Raw genomic sequence first — 20,473 nt, 5'->3', positions numbered from 1 at the left:
CCCGGCTCTCGGTCCGGTCACCAGGCGGTCGCGCCGCCGTCGACCGGGTAGTTCGCGCCGGTGATGTACGACGCCCGGTCAGAGGCGAGGAAGACCACCAGCTCGGCTACCTCCTCGGGTCGGGCGAAGCGCTTGAGGAGCGTCTTGCTGGTGATCGCGTCCCGGGCGGCCTGGTTGTCGCCGAGGTCGCGTTCGCTGGCCGGGGTGAGAATGGGCCCGGGGCTGACCGCGACCGCGCGAATCCCGTGCGGCGCGCCTTCGAGCGCGAGCTGTCGGGTCATGCCGATGATGCCGGCGTTCGCCGCGGTGTGACCGACCATCGGGGGGACGTGACCACCGATCATTCCGGCCATGGAGGCGGCGTTGATGATGACGCCACCGCCGCGCCGGACCAGGTGCGGCCAGGCGAACTTCGACACGAAGTACGGAATGTCGAGTTCTCCGGTGATGGTGTACCGCCAGTCCTCGACGGAGAAGTCGGGCATCGGGCCGAAGCGGAGCGCCGCCGCGTTGTTGTAGACCACATCGAGGCCGCCATAGGCTGCGGCCGCGTCCTCGACGAGCCTGCGCACCTGTTCCGGATCGGTGAGATCGATCGGCGCGATGCCTGTCATCGCACCGCCGGCCCGCCGGACGAGTTCGACCGTCTCGTTGTTGCCGTCGACCTGGATGTCGGCCCCGACGACCTTCGCGCCTTCGCGAGCGAAGGTCAGTGCCGCGACGCGCCCCAGGCCGCCGCCGGTGCCGGTGACGAGCACGACCTTGCCGTTCAGAGTTCCCATCGGATTCTCCTTGCTCATGACCTGCACCCCGGTGCGAGGTTCAGTCGGTTGACATGTCAGCACCCCTCAAGTCCTTGCCTGGTCAATCGCTTCCCGTCGTCGTGGGCGGGTGACGCGCACGACAGGGCGACAGGCAGGTGAGATCGCCACCGGAGCGGGAACGTCGCCAACCGGTACACGGCGGCGGAGCCGACCCCGAACCGGGTCGGAACCGGCCGAGTCGACCCGGAACCGCTCGGGCGGTCCGGAGAGTGCGGGCGGGGACGTACGCTTGGCGGACTGTCGATCTGGGGGTGTGAGTGCGAACTCGGGCAGCCGTGGCGGGTGGAGTGGTTCTCATCCTCGTCGCCGTGATCGCGATCTGGCTCGTCGTCCGGCAGGCCGGGGATCGACTGCGGCTGCCGCTGATGGGCCGGACGTGCACGGTCCAGGCCGACGGCCGGGTCGTGCTGGACGCCGACCAGATGGCCAACGCGGCGACGATCGCGGCGATCGGCGCCCAGCGTGGGATGCCCGAGCGGGCCGTGGTGGTCGCGCTGGCCACCGCGTACCAGGAGTCGGGGCTGCGCAACCTCGCCGACGGTGACCGCGACTCGGTGGGCCTGTTCCAGCAGCGCCCGAGTCAGGGCTGGGGCACCCCCGCGCAGATCCGGGACCAGCGGTACGCGGCGAACCGTTTCTACGCGGCACTGAAGAAGGTGCGCGGCTGGGAGAAGATGCGGGTCACCGACGCCGCCCAGCGGGTACAGCGCTCGGCGTTCCCCGAGGCGTACCAGAAGTGGGCCGACGAGTCCGAGGTCCTCAGCCGGGCCCTGCTCGGCGACGTCACCGGCGCGGTGGCGTGCACGGTGGGGCGCACCCCGGTGATGTACGGCGCGGCGGCGGCCACGCAGCTGACCCGCAACCTGGTGCTGGACTGGGGGTTGAAGGGGACCGACCCGACCGACCCGACCGGGCTGGCGGTGACTCCGGGCGACCAGCGCGACGGCTGGCGGTACGCGCACTGGCTGGTCTCGCACGCCCAGGACCACGGTGTGAAGCGGGTCCGTTTCGGCGACCGGGAGTGGACCGCCCGCAACGGCACCTGGGGTCGGGTGGCCGGCGAGCAGAACTCCTCGGGCCAGGTGGTGGCCGAGGTGTTCAACGAGGGCTGACCGATCCGGATCTCTTAACCGGCAGTCACCGCACAATCGGACATTGATCCACGAACACCCTTATTGATCACGGAAAACTCACTCTTCGCAGCCCTCCCGCTGCATGGTGTCCCGCCGAATCCCATTCGCGCGACGCACTCACCCCGATGCCTGGGCCATCGCGTTACGATCGGCGGCCTGTGCCAGAAACATATTCACCTCATGGGGAGGGGTACGACGCGGTGTTCGATTACGGCGACCGGACCGGCTACGAACCGATCAGCGACACTGACCGCAAGGAGTTCCACGAGCAGGGCTTCCTCCTGCTCCGCAACGTCCTGACGGAGGACCACCGGGCGGCGCTGGAGGCGGCGGTCGACCGCGTCTACGCGGAGGAGCAGGCCAAGGGCACCACCAAGAAGGACGGCACGCTGCACCTGCTGGGCTTCCTGGAGCGCGACGAACTCTTCGGTGAGCTGCTCACCCACCCGATCGCCTTCCCGTACATGTGGGGGCTGGCCGGCTGGAACATCTACACCCACCACAACCACCTGGACGTCACTCCGCCGGCCGCCGAGCCGGAGAAGCCGTACTGGGGTTGGCACCAGGACGGGTACCGCCAGAACTCCGACCCGGAGACGATGGACCCGAACCTGCCTCGGCCGATGTTCTCGCTCAAGGTCGCGTACGTGCTCTCCGACCTCTCCGAGACCGGCCGCGGCGCCACCAAGGTCATCCCGGGCAGCCACCTGTGGAACTCGCTGGACCGGCCCAAGGACCTCAGCGTGCACAACCCGGACCCGGAGGGCACGGTGGAAATCACCGCCAACCCGGGCGACGCCTTCATCTTCGACCGCCGGCAGTGGCACTCCCGGTCGACGAACCTGTCGACCATCACCCGCAAGATGCTCTTCGTCGGCTACACCTACCGGTGGATCCGCCCGCTGGACGAGCTGCACCCCGACGTGAACGGCGAGTGGTACCAGAACCGCACCCCCGTGCAGCGCCAGCTGATCGGTGAGGGCACCCACACCGCCAACTACTGGGGCATCAACTGGGACGGGTACGTCGACGACGAGATCCCGCTGCGCAAGGAGCTCAAGGAGCGCGGTCTGCTGGACCGCAGCGTCCCCTGGCTCCGCTGAGCCGTTAGCCGAGAGCCCCGGGCATCTGGAGATGTCCGGGGCTCTCGCGCGTCCACCGTCGGTCAGGCGCGGCTGGCGAGGCGACGGCGGGCCTTCTCCCGGATCGACTCCGGCAGGTCGTCCGCGTCGAGCAGGCGGGGCAGCAGCTCCGGCTCCAGGCTGGTGGCCCGGAACACCTCGCCGATGGTCACCCCGTGCGCGGGCCGGTCCACCACCTCGATCGGGTCGCCCGGACCCACCTCCCCCTCGCGGAGCACCCGCAGGTAGGCGCCGGGCAGCGCCCGGACGGTGAACCGCTTGATCAGATCCGGTACGCCCCAGAAGCCGGCGAAGGTGGTGCACGGCGTACGCGGCTTGGTCACCTGGAGCAGGGCCGACCCGATCTGCCACTGCTCACCGATCACCGCGCCGGTCAGGTCGACCGCGTAGGTGGTGAGGTTCTCGCCGAAGCCGCCGGGCCGGATGTCGCGCCCCAACTCGGCCGCCCACCAGGCGGCGTCCTCCTCCGCGTAGGCGTAGACCGCCTGGTCCTCGCCGCCGTGGTGGGCTCGCTCGCCGATGAAGTCGCCGACGACTCCGTCGACGCGCAGCAGCACCGGCCCGTCGACCGGGCGCTTGTCGATGCCGCTGCGACCGCTCGCGTCGCCGGCCCACTTCGCCTCGGTCACGATGCCGAGGTTCACCGCTGCCACCCTGCCCGTCATGGCGGTCAGCCTAGCCGGGCCGGCGGGTCGCGGTGCCGTCAAGATCCTTTCGCCGGCTGTCAGCCCTTGACGGCGCCGGCCACCAGGCCGGAGACCATCCGGCGCTGCACCAGCAGGAAGAAGATGATGACCGGCAGGGTGAACAGGGTGGAGGCGGCCATGACCGGCCCCCAGTTGGTGTCGTCCCGGCCGAAGAAGAACGTCATCGCCACCGGCAGGGTGTAGCGGCTCTGGTCGTTGATGAACGTCAACGCGAAGATCAGCTCGTTCCAGGCGGTGATGAACGAGAAGATGCTGGTGGCGACCAGGCCGGGCGCGACCAGCGGGAAGAGCACCTTGCGGAAGATCTGGGCGCGGCTCGCGCCGTCGATGGCCGCGGCCTCCTCCAACTCCTTGGGCACCGCCGCGACGAAGCCGCGCAGCATCCAGACCGCGAACGGCAGCGAGAAGCCCAGGTACGTGAGGATCAGGCTGGGCAGCGTGTTGTAGAGCCCGAGGCGCTGGATCATCAGGAACAGCGGGATGACCAGCGCCTCCAGCGGGATCATCTGCACCACCAGCAGCATGATCAGGAAGCTGGTCCGCAGCTTGAAACGGAAGCGGGCCACCGCCGTCGCGGCGAGCAGGGCGACCAGGCCGCTGAGCACCACCGTCGCGACCGCGACCAGCGCGCTGTTGAGGAAGAAGTCGAGGAAGCTCACGCCGGGGATGAGGTTGCCGGTCAGGATCTCCCGGTAGTGCGCCAGCGTCGGGTGGGCCGGCACCGGCTGCGGCGTGGACGAGAAGATCTCGCTGCTCGGCTTCAACGAGGTGGAGATCATCCAGTAGACCGGGAAGGCCGCGAAGAGCGCGACAAGCAGCCCGGCGCCGTTGAGGGCGACCTTCTTCACTACTCGTCCTCCTGCCTGAGCACCATCCGTACGTAGAAGCCGGTGACCACGAGCAGGATCAGCGTGAGGATCACCGCGATGGCCGCGCCGAGGCCGTACTTCGGCGGCGGCGAGAACGCTTCGGCGTACGAGTAGATGGAGAGCATGAACGTCGGCCGGTCCTGGGTGCCGCCGGCCAACACGAACTGCTGGGTGAAGACCTTGAAGTCCCAGATGGTGGAGAGCACGATCAGGATCCCGAAGACCGGGCGCAGCAGCGGGAACGTGATCTTCCAGAAGACCCGCCACGGGCTGGCCCCGTCGACCCGGGCCGCCTCGTGCAGCTCACTCGGCACGCTCTTGAGGCCGGCGAGCACGCTCACCGCGATGAACGGGAACGAGTGCCAGACCACCACCAGGGTGAGGATGGCGAAGAACAGCAGCGGCGAGTTGAACCAGCCGTAGCCGGTCCAGTCGCTGCGGCCGAACAGCCCGTTGGAGAGGCCGTCCGGTAGCGCGTTGAACAGCCAGGTGACCAGGCCGCTCGTGTCGTCGAAGATCCACTTCCAGACGATCGTGCCGGTCAGCGCCGGGGTGGCCCAGGCGAGCATCACGCAACTGGCCACGAACGTGGCCATCTTGCGGCCGAGCCGGTTGAGCAGCAGCCCGACCAGGGTGCCGAGGACCATCGTGAGAAACACGTTGGCCGCCGCGAACAGGACGGTGTTGCGCAGCACCGTCAGGAAGAACGGATCGGTGAGGATCTCGATGTAGTTGCCGAGGCCCACCCACGGCCACTCCCGGTCGCCGCGTAGTTGCCGCACGCTGTTGAGCCGGTAGAACGACATCGTCACCACCTGGCCGAGCGGCCAGAGCAGCAACACCCCGATGATCACCAGGGCGGGCAGGAGCAGCAGGTAGGGCAGGCGGTCCACCCGGCGACGCCGCCGCGCGGGGGTCTCCCGCGCGGCGGCCGTCTCCGGGTTTTTTGTCTGTACGCTCACTTGCTGTTGAGGATGCTTTCCATCTCAGTGGCCGCGTCGGCGGTAGCCTTCTCGACCGTCTTCTGACCCTTCATGACCGAGCTGTTCATCGCCTGGGTCACCGTCTTGGTGCGGCTGACCTCCACCCACTTCGGGGTGAGCGGCGTGAGCTTGGTGTTCTGCATGGTGGTGGCGAACGCGGCCATCACCTTGTCGTTGGCGTACGTGTCACCGGCGACCAGGTCCTGGTAGACCGGGAAGAAGCCGAGGCTGCTCGCGAAGCTCTGCGCGTTCTTCTTGTTCAGCAGCACGGTCAGGTAGTCCCAGGCCAGGTCCTGGCGCTCGCTGTCCTTCCAGATCGCCACGTCCGAGCCACCGGCGAAGGCGGGAGCCGCCTTGCCGTCCGGGCCGGGAATCGGGAACGTACCCCAGACCTTCTCGATGTCGGGGTTGTCCTTCTTGATGGCGGCCTGCTGCCAGCTGCCGGCGAAGGCCATCGCGGCCTTGCCGGTGGCGAACTGGGTGCGCGCGTCGATCTCGTTCCAGCCGGCCGCGGCCGGCGGGGCCACCTTGTGCACGGTCACCAGGTCGGTCCAGAACTTGACCGCCCGCTGCGCCTCGGGGGTGGTGTAGCCGGACTTCCAGGCGCCGCCCTGGTTGCTGGCGATCTCGCCGCCGGCACCCCAGAGGAACGAGTAGAAGGGCAGCTCGGAGTTGCCGGGAAGGGCGATGCCGTAGGTGCCCTTCTTCTTCGCCTGCACGGCCTTGGCCACGGTGACCAGGTCGTCCCAGGTCTTCGGCGGCTGGACGCCCGCCTCGGCGAACCAGTCGGTGCGGTAGTAGATCGCCCGAACGCCGGCGTACCACGGCACGCCGTACTGCTTGCCGTCGAGCTGCGCGTTGCGCACCAGGTCGGGCAGCAGGTCCTTGCCGTCGGCCCAGCCGCCCATCCGGCCACTCACGTCGGCGAGCGCCTCCTGGGCAGCCCAGCCCTGGGTCTCGGTGTTGCCCAGCTCGGTGATGTCCGGTCCCTCACCGCCGGCGAGCGCGGCCTGGAACTTCTTGGGCGCCTCTAGCCAGGGGATGTACTGCACCACCACGTCGGTGTCGGGGTGCTTCTGCCGGAACTCCGTCTCGACCGAGTCGAGGAAGGCGTTCTGCGCGTCGCCGCCCTCGCCCATCATCCATACGGTGAGTTTGCTGTCGTCTGCCGCATCCTCGCCGGAGCCTCCGCAGCCGGTCAGCACCATCGCGGCCGAGGCCACCACGGCGGTGACCGGGGCCAGCCGCTTCCACCTGTTCACGCCACTTCTCCCCTCGCGCCGCCTGGAACTAACCTTCTGCGCCGCACCTTAGTACGAAGAAATCCTTTACGACAGTGGTCGGACCGCCCGAAGCGTGGCGACGGTACCGCAAGGGCATCGACACGAGGGTTTGTGGCATCGGGTCGAAGTCGGGCACTCCACCACGAAAGAACGCCCGACCATCGGCCGGGCGTTCGTTCGAGGTGCGGGTGATGCCAGGTTGTTACCGGGTGACGCTGCGGCGGCGACCCACGCCGGCCACCAGCGCGACCGCGATGGCCGCAACGACGACCTGCACCAGCAGCTCGCCCCAGTCCACACCGGCGGTCTCGGTCGCGATGCCGACCGCCCGCGCCAGCACCGTGCCCAACAGGGCCGCGCCGACACCGATCAGCAGGTGCAGCCAGATCGGCATGTTCTGCCGGCCCGGAACGACCAGGCGGCCCAGCGCGCCGACGATGAGACCAACGACGATGGCGGTGATGATGCCCCACACGGTGAGCTCCACGGTCGCCCTCCTTCTAAGAACGTCTGACACACAGTGCGTGTGCTTCCTGTCGTGACCGCTAAATGCCCGACCGCCCGAAAATCCAAACCGACTCGGTGCCCCAGACGATCACGATCAGGCATACAAGGGGGCGCGATTACGCCGACCCGGCCCGAGGTCGATCGGGGTCGGCGCCCTTAGGAAGACCGCGCGAGTGCGGGTCACGCCGGGCCGCCCGGCTGATGATCGACGCCATGTCGCCGACATCGGGGTATCACCACTGCGGGACACCGCCACGTCGCCGACATGGAGTCGATCAGGTCCACCCGGTCGTCTGGCGAGGCCGCACCGCGACGGTGTGCGGCGACTTCACCCAGGACGACGAACGCCGATGGGCGCCCGACCTGTCGGTCGGGCGCCCATCGAAGGTTGCGGTGGTGCGGGTGGTGCTGGTGTTACCGGGTCACGCGGCGACGGCCACCCACGCCGGCCACCAGCGCGACCGCGATGGCCGCAACGACGACCTGCACCAGCAACTCGCCCCAGTCCACACCGGCGGTCTCGGTCGCGATGCCGACCGCCCGCGCCAGCACCGTGCCCAACAGGGCCGCGCCGACACCGATCAGTAGGTGCAGCCAGATCGGCATGTTCTGCCGGCCCGGAACGACCAGGCGGCCCAGCGCGCCGACGATGAGACCAATAACGATGGCAGTGATGATGCCCCACACGGTGAGCTCCACGGTCGCCCTCCTTCTAAGAACGTCTGACACACAATGTGTGTGCTTCCTGTCGTGACGGTTAAGTGCCCGACCCATGGAAAAACCAAACCGACTCGCCGTGAAACGAGCGGCAGACGTCAATGCCGGATGGCTGCGTCGATTGGGGTGGGAGCGCGTCCACACAGGTCACGTGCCCTGCGACCGGGTGCCCGGACCACCGGCCGGGACCGAAAAAAATCTCCACCAGCACCCCACCACCCCGACGCTGTTGATCAAGAGCTTGTCGAAGCCTCTTGATCACCCGTGCCGGGGCGGTGGGGTGCTGGTGGCGAGGGCTACTTCTTGCCGGCGGCCTTGCCGTCGCCGGAGTCGGAGGAGAGCGCGGCGATGAAGGCCTCCTGCGGCACCTCGACCCGGCCCACCATCTTCATCCGCTTCTTGCCTTCCTTCTGCTTCTCCAGCAGCTTGCGCTTACGGCTGATGTCACCGCCGTAGCACTTGGCGAGGACGTCCTTGCGGATCGCGCGGATGGTCTCGCGGGCGATGACCCGACTGCCGATGGCCGCCTGGATGGGCACCTCGAACTGCTGACGCGGAATCAACGTACGCAGCTTGGCGGCGATGGTGACGCCGTAGTTGTACGCCTTGTCCTTGTGCACGATGGCGCTGAACGCGTCCACCGGCTCGCCGTGCAGCAGGATGTCCACCTTCACCAGGTCGGACGCCTGCTCGGTGGAGGGCTCGTAGTCCAGCGAGGCGTAGCCCTTGGTGCGGCTCTTCAACTGGTCGAAGAAGTCGTAGATGATCTCGGCGAGGGGCAGCGTGTAGCGCAACTCGACCCGGTCGGCGGAGAGGTAGTCCATGCCCAGCAGGCTGCCGCGCCGGCCCTGGCAGAGCTCCATCACCGCGCCCACGTAGTCGTTCGGCGTCAGCACGGTCGCCCGGACCACCGGCTCGTACACCTCGGCGATCTTGCCGGTGGGGTACTCGCTCGGGTTGGTCACGACGATCTCCTCGCCGTCGTCCGTGATCGCCCGATAGACGACGTTCGGCGCGGTGGAGATCAGGTCGAGGTTGTACTCACGCTCCAGCCGCTCCCGGATGATCTCCAGGTGGAGCAGGCCCAGGAAGCCGCAGCGGAAACCGAAGCCGAGCGCACCGGAGGTCTCCGGCTCGTAGTCCAGCGCGGCGTCGTTGAGCTTGAGCTTGTCCAGTGCCTCACGCAGGTTGGGGTAGTCCGAGCCGTCGATCGGATAGAGGCCGGAGTAGACCATCGGCTTCGGGTCCTTGTAGCCACCGAGCGCCTCGGCCGCCGGCCGGCTGTTGATGGTGACCGTGTCACCGACCCGGGACTGCCGGACGTCCTTCACACCGGTGATCAGGTAGCCGACCTCGCCGACGCCGAGCGCCTCGGCCTTGACCATCTCCGGTGAGATGACGCCGATCTCCAGCAGCTCGTGCACCGCCCCGGTGGACATCATCTTGATCCGGTCCCGGGCGCTGATCCGGCCGTCGATGACACGGACGTAGGTGACCACGCCACGGTAGACGTCGTACACCGAGTCGAAGATCATCGCGCGGGCTGGCGCCTCGGCCTCGCCGACCGGAGGGATGAACTGCCGGACGATCTCGTCGAGCAGGTACGGCACGCCCTCGCCGGTCTTGCCGGAGACCCGGATGCAGTCGGCGGGGTCGCCGCCGATCAGGTGGGCCAACTCCTCGGCGTACTTCTCCGGCTGGGCGGCCGGCAGGTCGATCTTGTTGAGCACCGGGATGATGCGCAGGTCGTTCTCAAGCGCCAGGTAGAGGTTGGCCAGGGTCTGCGCCTCGATGCCCTGCGCGGCGTCGACCAGCAGCACCGCGCCCTCGCAGGCGGCCAGCGAGCGGGACACCTCGTAGGTGAAGTCGACGTGCCCCGGGGTGTCGATCATGTTGAGCACCGCGTGCTCACCGGCCCGCTCGCCATCGCGGATGGTCCACGGCATCCGGACAGCCTGGCTCTTGATGGTGATGCCGCGCTCGCGCTCGATGTCCATCCGGTCCAGGTACTGGGCGCGCATCTGCCGGGGGTCGACCACACCGGTGAGCTGCAACATCCGGTCGGCCAGGGTCGACTTCCCGTGGTCGATGTGGGCGATGATGCCGAAGTTCCGGATGCGACCAGGGTCGGTGGCACCAGGAGCGTTCGCGCCGGGATCGAGCTTCGGTGGCACAGCGGTCCGTTCTGGTCGACTGACGTGAACAGGCCGGCGCGCCGCCGACCCCCTCTATGTTCCCACGCCGCCGGGGTAGGTCCGCTGTGCGGGCGACGGATCGACCCGGAGACCTCACTCCATGGGCGGCTCCACGAAGAGCGCGGCCAGCCGGGGCAGCCGCCGGCGGGCCTCCTCCTCGTCGTCGAAATCCCAGAAGTCGTTGAGGTCCGGCGCACGCACCGGGTCCCGGTCCGCCGGCAGTTCCGTCGCGGTCGCCTTGCGGTACGCGTCCCACGGCACCGCCAGCATCCGCTCGGCGGAGAACTCCTCGCCGCTGAGCGAGGCGGCCCGCACCTGCGGCAACTCGGCCAGGGAGTCCGGGTCGGTGACCGCCCGTGCGAAGACCGCCCGCCCCTGGGTCATCAGCCAGCCCCGGAAGTGCTCGAAGCCGTCCGCCGAGGCGCCGCCGTTGATCAGGTACGCCGCGCCCCACAGGTCCGCCTTGTGCGAGGCGGCCAACACCCGCGTCTGGTGCCGCGCGTACCCGACGATGTCCTCCGGATCGCGTTCGGCGAGCAACGCGGCGGCCCGCGCGGCGACCGGGCCGGGCTCTCCCCCGCCACCGGCCCGGGCCTCGTCGATCAGCTGCCAGAAGTCCTCGGTCCTCATGGCTTGGCAGTCTGGCAGTGTCGCCGCGCACCGCGCACGTACCCCGGGGCAGCATGGTGGGGTGTCTTCCCCGCCGCCTCCGCACCACGTGGGCGTGCCGCGCCCGTCGTGGTCGGCGCTGCCGGCGGCGCTGCGGGCCGCGATCGCCGGCCGGCTCGGCGCGGCGGTCGTCACCGCCCGGGTCGCCCCCGCCGGCTTCACCGGGGGCTTCGCCGCCGTGCTCGACACCGCCGCCGGGGGCAGGGTCTTCGTCAAGGCGGCAGCCGTCGCCGGGCAACCACACCTGGTCGACTCGTACGCCCGGGAGGCCGCGATCCTGGAACGGCTGCCGGTCGGCCTGCCCGCGCCCCGCCTCCGGTGGACGCTGTACGAGGCCGGCTGGTTCGTGCTCTGCACCGACGCCGTCGACGGTCACACCCCGCGCCTGCCCTGGGTGCCGGCCGAGCTGGACGCCACGCTCGCCGGGTACGCCGAGGTCGCCGCCGCGCTGGCCGACCCGCCGGCCGGGTTGAGGGCGCTCGGCCTGCCGCACCTCGCCGACCTGGCCCGCTCGGACATCCTCTGGTGGGAGGAGGTCGTCGCCGGCCGGGAGCCAGCCCCGGCGCTGCCCGAGGCCGTGCGGGGGCGGATGCCCGAGCTGGTGGCGCTGGAGTCCCGCCTCCCCCGGTACGCCGCCGAGGCGACCGGCATGATCCACGGCGACCTGCGGGTGGACAACGTGCTCGTCGACGGGGACGGTCGGGCCTGGTTCTGCGACTGGACCTGGGCGTGTTCCGGCCCGGCCTGGTTCGACGTGGCCGGTCTGCTGCTCACCGCGTACGCCGACGGGCTGGACACCGACCGGCTCTTCGCCGCGCACCCGGTGTCCGCGGGCGCGCCTCCGGACGCGCTGGACGCCACCCTGGCCGCGCTGGCCGGCTACTACCTGACCGGAGCGGACGCGGCACCCGTGACGGTCTCCCCGCACCTGACGGCACACCGGCGACGCAGTGGCGGGCAGGCCCTCGACTGGCTCGCCCGCCGCCAGGGCTGGCGGTGATACGGCCGGCAGGCCCGAGGGCGTATCGTGGTCCCCGGCGAGCCGGGATCGGCAGCCCGGTGGTCGAGCCGTTTTGGCTCGTCCCGAGCGACCTGGTAACCTGGCTCTTCGCGCAGCGTTGACGCATGTTCGTCATCCCGCGCACCTAAGCTGACCAACCCGAGCTATCAAGACGAGGCTGTCGCGTGGCGAACATCAAGTCCCAGATCAAGCGCAACCGGCAGAACGAGAAGGCCCGGCTGCGCAACAAGTCGGTCAAGTCGTCGCTGAAGACCGCCGTCCGGAAGTTCAACGAGGCTGCAGAGGCCGGTGACGTCGAGAAGGCCACCGCTCTGATGCAGGAGGCCTCGCGCAAGCTGGACAAGGCCGTCAGCAAGGGCGTGATCCACTCCAACCAGGCCGCGAACCGCAAGTCCGCGATCGCCAAGCGCGTGGTGTCCCTCTCCGCCTGACGCTCGCTGTCAGACTGATTCGGAAAGCCCCGGACTCCGGTCCGGGGCTTCCGCGTGTCTGCGGCCAGTCACCGTCGGGGTGCGTCTTCGGAGCCGTGGCGTCGGGCTGTGTCCGGCGTGTCGTCCGGGCTGCGGTGCGGGCCGGCCGGCCGCACGCTCAGTCGGACGGGTCGGCGCGGTGGGTCGGCCGGACCGGGTCGGCGGTGATCACCACTCCGGTGACGCTGTGCGAGATCCACTCGACCCGGGCGCGGCCCACGACCGGCTCCATCTGCCGGCGGAAGCGGTCCCGCTCCTGCTCGGGCACGAGCGCGGCGGACCGGACCACGGTCGCGGCCACCATGTCGTTGAGCTTGACCATCGCTGCCACCACCAGGGGCAGCACCAGCACCGCCCACCAGGTGACCAACTCCGCGAGGGCGAGCAGCACGGCCAGGGCGATGGTGCCCTCGAAGAAGAGGAAGCAGAGCACCCCGCCGGGGTTGACGAACCGCAGGCCGAGGAGCCGGGCGTAGAGCGGCCGGTAACGCTCCTCGTCGGCCGGGATGGTGGCCCACGCCGTGCGGTTCGGCCCCGTCACCGGCTGCTGCCCTGCCGGGCCGCCGCGACCGAGAAGACCGCGCGCTCCAGGGCGTACGCCCGGTCGTCGGAGCCGCCCTTGACTGCCGCGTTGCACTCGGCGGCGACCTGCATGGCCCGGACCAGCCCTTCCGGCGTCCAGCCGCGCCCCTGCCGCTGCGCCCGCTCGATCTTCCACGCGGGCATCCCGAGACTGCTGGCGAGCTGGTACGGGCTACCCCGCCCCGCCGACGCCACCCGGGCCACCGTACGTACCCCATCGGCGAGGGCGTCGGCGATGGGCACCGGGTCGACCCCGACGTGCAGGGCCCAGCGCAGCGCTTCCAGCGCCCCGGGCACGTCGCCGACCATGGTGGCGTCCGCCACCGTGAAGCCGGTCACCTCGACCCGGCCCCGGTAGTAGCGGGAGACCGTCTCGGCGCTGATCCGCCCGTCGGTGTCGGCGATGAGCTGGGAGCAGGCGGCGGCCAGCTCGCGCAGGTCGTTGCCGACCGCGGCGATCAGCGCCTCGGCGGCGTCGTCGGTGCACTTGCCGCCGGCCCGGCGGATCTCGTCACGGACGAAGGCCACCCGCTCGCGGTGCCCCTTCGCCCCTTTCGGCAGCTGGGCCACTGGCACCACCGTGGCACCCGCCGACCGCAGCCCGTCGGCGAACGCCTTGCCCTTGGCGCCGCCCAGGTGCAGCACCAGCAGCTGGACCTCCGGATCGGGATTCTTCGCGTACGCCAGCAGTGCGGCGACCAGGTCCTTACGGGCGTCCTGGCCGGAGCGCAGGACGAGCAACCGTCGCCCACCGAACAGCGATGGGCTGAGCATCTCGGCGATCTCGCCGACGGCGAGCGCACCGGCCTGGTACTCGCGGACGTCCACCTCGGGGTCGACGCTGCGGACCTTCGCGACAGCTTCGGTGACCGCGCGCGTGGCGAGCAGTTCCTCGTCACCGAGGACGAGCAGAATGGGGGCGAGGCTGGCGGGGGTCACGTCGCCCATATTCGCACGGCCCACGGCGGGATCGGGCCTGCTCATTCGCCGCCCGGTCGGTGCAGCCCGCACTTAGCGCAAAACCAGACATCTATCTCGATTTACCATCTAATCCGCAATACGCCCAACATTTGCTCCGGCGATGCCGCAATTTCCACGGCGAGCGCCCGCCCGCCGGCTCACGGCGAGCGCCCGCCCGCCGGCTCTCACGGCGGTCGCCCCGCTGGCACGCCTCGGCGGACCACCGCCAGGCCGTCGCCGGCACGAACCACCGCCAGGTCGCCGTCGGTGTCGGTCCGCAGCACCCGTGCCCCGCCCCTGCCCAACCGGGCCAGCAGCCCCGGGTTCGGGTGCCCGTAGGTGTTGCCGACACCGACCGGCACCAGCGCGACGGCCGGCCGCACCGCGTCCAGGAAGCTCCCGTCCTGATATGCCGAGCCGTGGTGAGCAACTTTCAACACCTCCGCCCGCAACTGCCCCGGCACCGCCCGCGTCAGCACCGCGTGCTGCTCCTCGGTCTCCGCGTCGCCGGGCAGCAGGATCCGCACTCCGGCGACCGTGGCGCGCAGCATCAGCGAGTTGTTGTTCGGGTCGGATCGCGTGCCGGCCAGCGGATACGGCGGGCCGAGCACGAGCAGGTCGACACCGCCGACCGGATGCCGCGCCCCGGCGGTGGTGCTGAGCAGCGCGGCCCGCCCGCCGGTCGCCGCCGCGCGGACCGCGTCCCGGCCGGCCGGCGGATCCGTCGACGCTGGGGTCAGCACCGCTGCCACCCGCCGGCCCCGGAACACCCCGGCCACCCCGCCCACGTGGTCGGCGTGAAAGTGGCTCACCACGAGCAGCGGCACCTCCCGCACACCGAGCCGCCGCAGACAGGCGTCCACCGCCCCCGGCTCCGGTCCCGCGTCGACCACCACCGCGCGGCCGGCGGCGACCGGCAGTACCAGGGCGTCGCCCTGCCCCACCGCGCAGGCCACCACCACCCAGCCGGGCGGCGGCCAGCCCGAGGCCATCAGCCGGACCGGGAGCGCGCCGACCAGCGCGGCGACGGCGACGACCGCGACCAGGCGGCGCACCAGCGGCCGGCGCACGGCGACCAGCAGCGCCACGGTCAGCCCGGCCAGCAGCAGGGCGCCGGCCGCTCCACCCGGCCAGGGCAGGGTGCCGGCCGGCAGTCGGGCACCGTGATGGGCGATGAGGACCAGCCACCAGGCCGGCCAGCTCGCCAGCCACGCGACGAACTCGGCGCCGGCCGGCCAGACCGGCGACAGCACGGCCGCCGTCACGCCCAGCACCGTCGCCGGTGCGATGGCCAGCACCGCCAGCAGGTTGGCCGGAACCGCCACCAGGCTGACCGTGCTGGAGATGCCTGCGACGACCGGCCCGCAGGCCACCTGGGCCGCCGCCGGCACCGCCAACGCCTCGGCCAGCCCGCCCGGGACACCCCTCCGGCGCAGCCCGTCCCGCCAGCGCGGGGCGAGTAGCAGCAGACCGCCGGTGGCCAGCACGGAGAGCGCGAACCCGGCGTCGCCGGCCAGCTCGGGGTCGAGCAGCACCAGCACCGCGATCGCGGCGGCCAGCGCGGGCAGCGCGGCCCGGGGCCGGCCGGCGGCCAGCGCGGCGAGCCCGATCGCGCCCATCGTGGCGGCCCGTACGACGCTCGGCGACGGACGCACCAGGATGACGAAACCGACCAGCGCCATCCCGCAGAGCCCGGCGGCGAGCCACGGGCCGGCGCGTGCCCAGCGGGCCAACAGCAGCACCGCACCCACCACAATTGCGACGTTGCTCCCAGAAACGGCATTGAGATGCGTCATGCCGGTGGCCCGGAAGTCCTCCTCGACGGCGGGCGGCAAGCGGCTGGTGTCCCCCACCACCAGGCCCGGCAGCAGGCCACCCGGGTCGTCGGGCAGGGGTGCGCAGGCTCGTTGCAGGCCGGCGCGCAGCGTGCCGGCGGCACGCTGCGCCCAGGACGGTGCGCCCCGCCGCTCGGGCGGGCCGGTGGTGCTGAGCACCGCCGCGGTGAGGTCGCCGCCGCGCGGAACGCCGAGCCGGCCCTCGGCGGTCACGCGTTGGCCGGGCAGCAGCCCTCGCCAGGCCGGGTCGGTGGCCAGGATCAACAGCCGCACCGACGCGTGGACCCGCTCGCCGTCCGGACCGGTGAGCCGGACCAGGTCCGCCGACACCAACAGCATGCCGGGACCGCCAGCGGACCGGATCTGGCGCGGGTCGTCCCGGACGACCAGGTCGGCGGTGACCGGAGTGCGCGCCTCGGCCAGGACGCGGACCGGCGGTGAGTCCCGGACGGCCAGCCGAGCGGCGGTTGCCGCCGCGCCGCAGACCACGCCGAGGCCGACCGCGACGACGATCCAGCCGTACCGGCGCGCCACGGCCCGGGGCCGCCCGAGGCGGCCGAGCAGGTGCAGGCTCGTCAGCGCGGTCAACACCGTCGCCGTCCCGGCCACCAGCAGGAGGAGACGGGCGTCGACGTGCAGGCCGGCGAGCGCGGTCAGCCAGGCGGCAACGGCCAACCCGGCCAGCCGGAGGTCCGGCGGGGTCGGGTCACCGACGACGGGGTGGACGCTCACACCGTCACCAGGTCCTTGAGCTGCTCGTATCGCGCGTCACCGATCCCGTCGACCTGGCGCAGATCACCAACGCCCTTGAAGCCGCCATGCTGATCCCGGTAGGCGAGGATCCGCTGAGCGAGCACCGGCCCCACCCCGGGCAGCGCGTCGAGCTGGGCCAGCGTGGCGGTGTTCAGGTTCAGCGGACCGGCGGGCGGTGCCCCACCGGCCGCCGGGCCGATCGCGCCGGCCGGCACCGGCGGTGGTGTCACCCCGACCACGATCAGCTCGCCGTCGGTGACCTTGCGGGCGGGGTTGAGCAGCGCCACGTCGACGCCGGGCAGCGGGCCACCGGCCGCCTGCACCGCGTCGGCGAGCCGGGCGCCGGCCGGCAGCCGCACCAGCCCGGGCTTGCGGACCTTGCCCGCGACAGCCACCACCAGCTCGCCCGAGCCGGATGCGCCGGGGACACCCGCCGTGACGGCCGTAGCGGCCTCAGTGGCCAGCGGTGCAACCGGCTCCGACCGGGGTCGGGACCGCCAGGCCCAACCGGCGGCGGCAAGCACCACCAGCACGGCGACGACCGCCAGCGCCCGTACCCCGCGCCGCCCCGGATCGAACGCTCCCGGCCCGGGCAGCAGCGACGAGGGCTGGGCCGCAGGGCCGTCCGGAGCCGGCTGCTCCGCGAGCGGCACCCCAGCCCTAGGCGGCACCACACCCGCGTGCGGCACCTCAGCCCGAGGCGGCACCACACCCGCGAGCGGGGTCTCAGCCCAGGGCGGCAACGCGCCGGCCGGCGGGTGCGTCAGTCGGCGCAGGCGCTGGCGTACCTCTGTCTCCTCGTCGTGCGACACGGCCCGACGCTATGGCGGCGGACGGCGTGGCGAGACGCGCCGAGCTCTCCCTGTGGACAACCGGGACCACTGTGGACAACGCCCTGATCATGCCCCGATCTGCTATGGGCGTCAGCAACCTCCGGACGGGCCCAATCCGAGGCGGAAGCAGTCAGCGGGCCTCCGGGTCGAGGCCGAGAACGGCCCGTCCCCCGTCCACCGGCAGGACGACCCCGTTGACGAAGCTCGCCGCCGGCGACAGCAGGTACGCGACGGCCTCGGCCACCTCGTCGGCCCGCCCGATACGGCCCACCGGGTGCAACCGGTTCAGCTCGGCGTCGATCCACTCGGCCTGGGAGGGTTCCTGGGCGGCGAGGAACTCGGCGTGCCGCTCGGTGGCGATCGAGCCGAGCGCGACGGCGTTGGCGCGGATGCCGTGCCGCCCGTACTCGACGGCCAGCGCCCGGGTCAGCCCTTCCACGGCGGCCTTGGCCGTGGCGTAGGGCAGAGCACCGGACACGGGCCGGCGGGCCTGGTGCGACGAGACGTTGACGATCGCACCGCCGTTGCCCGCGGCGAGAAACCGGCGGACGGCGACGGCGGCGCCCACCACGGCGGGTCGCAGGTTCAGCCCGATCAGGTCCAGGATCACGTCGGCCGAAACGGTGTGCAGCGCGGCGTCGCGGAACACGGCCGCGTTGTTGACCCAGCCGGTCAGCGGAGCGGCGCGTTCGGCAAGTTCAGCGGCGCGCTCGGCCACCGGCTCGGCACCGGCGTCGCCGACCACCGCGACAAGGCGGTCGGCGGCTGGGTCCCCGGCCAGCCAGTCGAGGGCGTCGCCGTCGCGCTCCACGACGACGACGGCGGCACCCGTCGCCACCAGCCGTCGCACCACGGCCCGACCGACGCCGCGGCCACCTCCGGTGACCACATAGGAGGCGGGCACCGGCTCAGCCGTCGGCGCGGCGGTGCACGACCACGCAGGCCAGCCCCGGGCCGGCGTGCGCGGCGACCACCGCGCCCGCCTCGGAGACGTACGTGTCGTGCACCCGGTCGCCGAGCCGCTCGGTGAGCGCGGCGAGCAGCGCCTCGGCCCGCTGCGGCGCGGCCAGGTGGTGCACCCCGAGGTCCACGTCGTCGTCGCCGGCCGCCTCGACGGCCAGGTCGACGAGTCGGGCCACTCCCCGACTGCCGGTGCGGACCTTCTCTCGCAGCACGATGGCCCCGTCCGGCATGTGCATGATCGGCTTGACCGACAGGGCGGTGCCGAACAGCGCTTCGGCCGCGTTGATCCGGCCGCCCCGGCGGAGGAACTCCAGCGTGTCGACGTAGAACCAGATGGTGGTCCGTGCGACGGCGGTGAGCGCGGCGTCGCGTACACCGGCGAGGTCGGCGCCGCCCTCGGCGGCGGTGGCGGCCGCGATGGCCGGGAAGCCGAGCCCCATGCCGGTGGAGCGGCTGTCGACGACCTCGACCCGGCCGTCGAAGTCGGCGGCGGCCAACTGGGCCGCCTCGACGGTGCCGGACAGACCGGCGGAGATGTGCACCGACACGATCCCGTCGGCGCCGGCGTCGAGCAGCTGGCGGTAAGTGCGGGCGAACTGCTCGGGCGCCGGCCGGGAGGTGGTCGCCGTGACCCGCCGGCCGCCCAACGCCCGGGTGGCGTCGGACGGCTGGGTCTCCACCCCCTCCAGCCCTTCCGCGCCGTTGAGCACGACGGTCAGCGGAACGACGGTCAGCCGGTGCCGCTGCACCAGCTCAGGCGGAAGGTAGGCGGTGGAGTCGGTGACGACCGCGACGGGCATGCCCGGCACGCTAGCCGATCGAGGCGTCGAACGCCGAGGCGCGGGCACGCCCAGCCTCGCCGGGACGACGCTCAGAACGCGTCGACGACGGCCGCGGCGGTGATCAGGCCGACGTTGTGCCCGCGCAGCTGCCAGCCCTGGACCTCGTGGGCCCGGCCGACCGCCGTCGCGCGAGGTGCGTGCCGCAACTCGGTCCAGTGACAGTTGGCCAGGGAGCCGAGGCCGCGCAGCACACCGGAGTCCCAGCCGAGAAGGTGACCAACGCCCTGCCGGGAGGCACCGCCATGGGTGGCGATCACCACCGTGCCGCCGTGGGCCGCGTCGGCCGCCTCCAGTAGCGCGGCGGCCACCCGCTCGCCGAGATCGTGCAGCGGTTCCAGGTCAGCGCCCGGGGCCGGGTCGCCGGCCCGCCAGCGGGCGTACTCGTCGGGGAAGCGCTCGGCGACCTCGGTGAGGTGCAGGCCCTGCCACTGGCCGAAGTGCCGCTCACGCAGTCGGGCGTCGGCGCGGACCGGCAGGCCGGTCAGCGCGGCCAACGCGTCGGCGGTCTCCGCGGCGCGGCTCAGGTCGCTGGACACGATGGCGTCGGGACGCAGCGACGCCAGCAGCGGCGCGGCGGCGCGAGCCTGGTCACGGCCCAGCTCGTTGAGGGGTACGTCGGTCTGCCCCTGGACGCGGTTGGCCGCGTTCCAGTCGGTGTTGCCGTGCCGCCAGACGATCAGCCGGGTCATTCGGCTGCGGCGGACCCGGCGTCGGCCTCGACCAGGTCGCGGTCGACGAACGGGATCGTGGGGCAGTCCTTCCAGAGGCGGTCGAGCCCGTAGAACTCGCGCTCCTCGGTGTGCTGGACGTGCACCACGATGTCGACGTAGTCGAGCAGCACCCACCGGCCACCACGCTCGCCCTCGCGCCGCACCGGCTTGGCCTTCTCCGGCAGCTCCAGCAGGCTCTCCTCGATGGCGTCGACGATGGCCAGCACCTGACGCTCGTTGGGGGCGGCGGCGAGCACGAACGCGTCGGTGATGGCGAGCTGGTCGCCGACGTCGATGATCGCGATGTCCTGCGCCTTCTTGTCGGCGGCGGCCTGGGCGGCTGCGATTGCCAGCTCGTGAGCGCGTTCGGAAACTGTCACCGTTCTCCTTCGATCAACCGTGCGATCCTCCAAGCGTCTCATACCCGGGGACGCCCCGACTCGTCAGTTCTGGTCGGTTAGGCGCACGAACGCGG

21 protein-coding genes are annotated in these 20,473 nt (G+C 71.5%); 4 read left to right on the top strand and 17 right to left on the bottom strand.

Translation table 11 applies throughout. The annotated features are described in order from the left end of the window. Positions 1 to 17: 17 nt before the first annotated feature. A complete protein-coding gene (locus tag ABZ780_RS12775) occupies positions 18 to 758 on the bottom strand; it encodes an SDR family NAD(P)-dependent oxidoreductase (RefSeq protein ID WP_357485920.1) in 741 nt (246 codons plus the stop codon). A gap of 323 nt (positions 759 to 1,081) precedes the next feature. Here ABZ780_RS12775 and ABZ780_RS12770 point away from each other — a divergent pair, with 323 nt between their 5' ends. Together ABZ780_RS12770 and ABZ780_RS12765 are read left to right on the top strand one after the other, a co-directional pair. Further along, on the top strand, positions 1,082 to 1,936 hold the full coding sequence (locus ABZ780_RS12770) for a hypothetical protein (RefSeq protein WP_357485918.1): 855 nt from the start codon (positions 1,082 to 1,084) through the stop codon (positions 1,934 to 1,936). Positions 1,937 to 2,157: 221 nt separating this feature from the next. Further along, positions 2,158 to 3,060, top strand: a complete 903-nt coding sequence (locus tag ABZ780_RS12765; RefSeq protein ID WP_053656093.1) for a phytanoyl-CoA dioxygenase family protein — start codon at positions 2,158 to 2,160, stop codon at positions 3,058 to 3,060. 62 nt (positions 3,061 to 3,122) lie between these two features. Here ABZ780_RS12765 and ABZ780_RS12760 read toward each other — a convergent pair whose 3' ends face one another. The 8 genes from ABZ780_RS12760 to ABZ780_RS12725 all read right to left on the bottom strand — a co-directional run bounded on the left by ABZ780_RS12760 (position 3,123) and on the right by ABZ780_RS12725 (position 10,990). Further along, positions 3,123 to 3,764 carry an MOSC domain-containing protein gene (locus ABZ780_RS12760; RefSeq protein WP_357485917.1) on the bottom strand — a complete coding sequence of 214 codons (642 nt, stop codon included), beginning with the start codon at positions 3,762 to 3,764 and terminating at the stop codon, positions 3,123 to 3,125. Between the two features lie 59 nt (positions 3,765 to 3,823). Next, positions 3,824 to 4,654, bottom strand: a complete 831-nt coding sequence (locus ABZ780_RS12755; protein WP_357012654.1) for a carbohydrate ABC transporter permease — start codon at positions 4,652 to 4,654, stop codon at positions 3,824 to 3,826. After that, positions 4,654 to 5,637, bottom strand: coding sequence for a sugar ABC transporter permease (locus tag ABZ780_RS12750; RefSeq protein WP_357485915.1), 984 nt, complete (start codon positions 5,635 to 5,637; stop codon positions 4,654 to 4,656). The genes ABZ780_RS12755 and ABZ780_RS12750 overlap by 1 nt, the downstream gene beginning before the upstream one ends. Next, positions 5,634 to 6,920, bottom strand: a complete 1,287-nt coding sequence (locus tag ABZ780_RS12745; protein WP_357485913.1) for a sugar ABC transporter substrate-binding protein — start codon at positions 6,918 to 6,920, stop codon at positions 5,634 to 5,636. The genes ABZ780_RS12750 and ABZ780_RS12745 overlap by 4 nt, the downstream gene beginning before the upstream one ends. A 223-nt stretch (positions 6,921 to 7,143) precedes the next feature. After that, on the bottom strand, positions 7,144 to 7,428 hold the full coding sequence (locus tag ABZ780_RS12740; RefSeq protein ID WP_357485911.1) for a GlsB/YeaQ/YmgE family stress response membrane protein: 285 nt from the start codon (positions 7,426 to 7,428) through the stop codon (positions 7,144 to 7,146). Between the two features lie 434 nt (positions 7,429 to 7,862). Further along, positions 7,863 to 8,147 (bottom strand): GlsB/YeaQ/YmgE family stress response membrane protein, encoded by a 285-nt coding sequence (locus ABZ780_RS12735; protein ID WP_357012649.1) that lies wholly within the window; start codon positions 8,145 to 8,147, stop codon positions 7,863 to 7,865. Between the two features lie 314 nt (positions 8,148 to 8,461). Then, the gene (gene lepA, locus ABZ780_RS12730; RefSeq protein ID WP_357485909.1) at positions 8,462 to 10,339 is read right to left on the bottom strand and encodes a translation elongation factor 4; all 1,878 of its coding nucleotides are present in this window, start codon (positions 10,337 to 10,339) and stop codon (positions 8,462 to 8,464) included. A 114-nt stretch (positions 10,340 to 10,453) separates the two neighbouring features. Continuing rightward, positions 10,454 to 10,990 carry a DUF4240 domain-containing protein gene (locus tag ABZ780_RS12725; RefSeq protein WP_357485907.1) on the bottom strand — a complete coding sequence of 179 codons (537 nt, stop codon included), beginning with the start codon at positions 10,988 to 10,990 and terminating at the stop codon, positions 10,454 to 10,456. A gap of 88 nt (positions 10,991 to 11,078) precedes the next feature. Here ABZ780_RS12725 and ABZ780_RS12720 point away from each other — a divergent pair, with 88 nt between their 5' ends. Then, complete coding sequence (locus ABZ780_RS12720) at positions 11,079 to 12,029, top strand: phosphotransferase (protein ID WP_357486389.1); 951 nt, start codon at positions 11,079 to 11,081, stop codon at positions 12,027 to 12,029. Positions 12,030 to 12,214: 185 nt separating this feature from the next. Further along, positions 12,215 to 12,481, top strand: a complete 267-nt coding sequence (gene rpsT, locus ABZ780_RS12715; protein WP_074313654.1) for a 30S ribosomal protein S20 — start codon at positions 12,215 to 12,217, stop codon at positions 12,479 to 12,481. Positions 12,482 to 12,638: 157 nt separating this feature from the next. Here the strand turns inward: rpsT and ABZ780_RS12710 are convergent, their stop codons facing one another. The 8 genes from ABZ780_RS12710 to rsfS all read right to left on the bottom strand — a co-directional run bounded on the left by ABZ780_RS12710 (position 12,639) and on the right by rsfS (position 20,378). After that, the gene (locus ABZ780_RS12710; RefSeq protein WP_357012644.1) at positions 12,639 to 13,061 is read right to left on the bottom strand and encodes a hypothetical protein; all 423 of its coding nucleotides are present in this window, start codon (positions 13,059 to 13,061) and stop codon (positions 12,639 to 12,641) included. Then, a complete protein-coding gene (holA, locus tag ABZ780_RS12705) occupies positions 13,058 to 14,050 on the bottom strand; it encodes a DNA polymerase III subunit delta (RefSeq protein ID WP_357486388.1) in 993 nt (330 codons plus the stop codon). Before holA ends, ABZ780_RS12710 begins: the two co-directional genes overlap by 4 nt. A 197-nt stretch (positions 14,051 to 14,247) precedes the next feature. Continuing rightward, positions 14,248 to 16,629 carry a ComEC/Rec2 family competence protein gene (locus ABZ780_RS12700; RefSeq protein WP_357485905.1) on the bottom strand — a complete coding sequence of 794 codons (2,382 nt, stop codon included), beginning with the start codon at positions 16,627 to 16,629 and terminating at the stop codon, positions 14,248 to 14,250. After that, the gene (locus tag ABZ780_RS12695) at positions 16,626 to 17,462 is read right to left on the bottom strand and encodes a ComEA family DNA-binding protein (protein WP_357485903.1); all 837 of its coding nucleotides are present in this window, start codon (positions 17,460 to 17,462) and stop codon (positions 16,626 to 16,628) included. Before ABZ780_RS12695 ends, ABZ780_RS12700 begins: the two co-directional genes overlap by 4 nt. A gap of 151 nt (positions 17,463 to 17,613) precedes the next feature. Further along, positions 17,614 to 18,387: an SDR family oxidoreductase gene (locus ABZ780_RS12690; protein WP_357485901.1), complete on the bottom strand. Its 774-nt coding sequence runs from the start codon at positions 18,385 to 18,387 to the stop codon at positions 17,614 to 17,616. 4 nt (positions 18,388 to 18,391) lie between these two features. Further along, the gene (locus tag ABZ780_RS12685) at positions 18,392 to 19,246 is read right to left on the bottom strand and encodes a DegV family protein (protein ID WP_357485900.1); all 855 of its coding nucleotides are present in this window, start codon (positions 19,244 to 19,246) and stop codon (positions 18,392 to 18,394) included. A 71-nt stretch (positions 19,247 to 19,317) separates the two neighbouring features. Continuing rightward, positions 19,318 to 19,977, bottom strand: a complete 660-nt coding sequence (locus tag ABZ780_RS12680) for a histidine phosphatase family protein (RefSeq protein ID WP_357485898.1) — start codon at positions 19,975 to 19,977, stop codon at positions 19,318 to 19,320. Continuing rightward, the gene (gene rsfS, locus ABZ780_RS12675) at positions 19,974 to 20,378 is read right to left on the bottom strand and encodes a ribosome silencing factor (protein ID WP_357012637.1); all 405 of its coding nucleotides are present in this window, start codon (positions 20,376 to 20,378) and stop codon (positions 19,974 to 19,976) included. Before rsfS ends, ABZ780_RS12680 begins: the two co-directional genes overlap by 4 nt. Positions 20,379 to 20,473 lie beyond the last annotated feature (95 nt).

It is taken from the genome of Micromonospora sp. NPDC047467, from assembly GCF_040643095.1.
GTDB lineage: Bacteria > Actinomycetota > Actinomycetes > Mycobacteriales > Micromonosporaceae > Micromonospora.
Note: the sequence above shows the minus strand (reverse complement) of the source record. Positions and strands in the feature narration are given on the sequence as shown.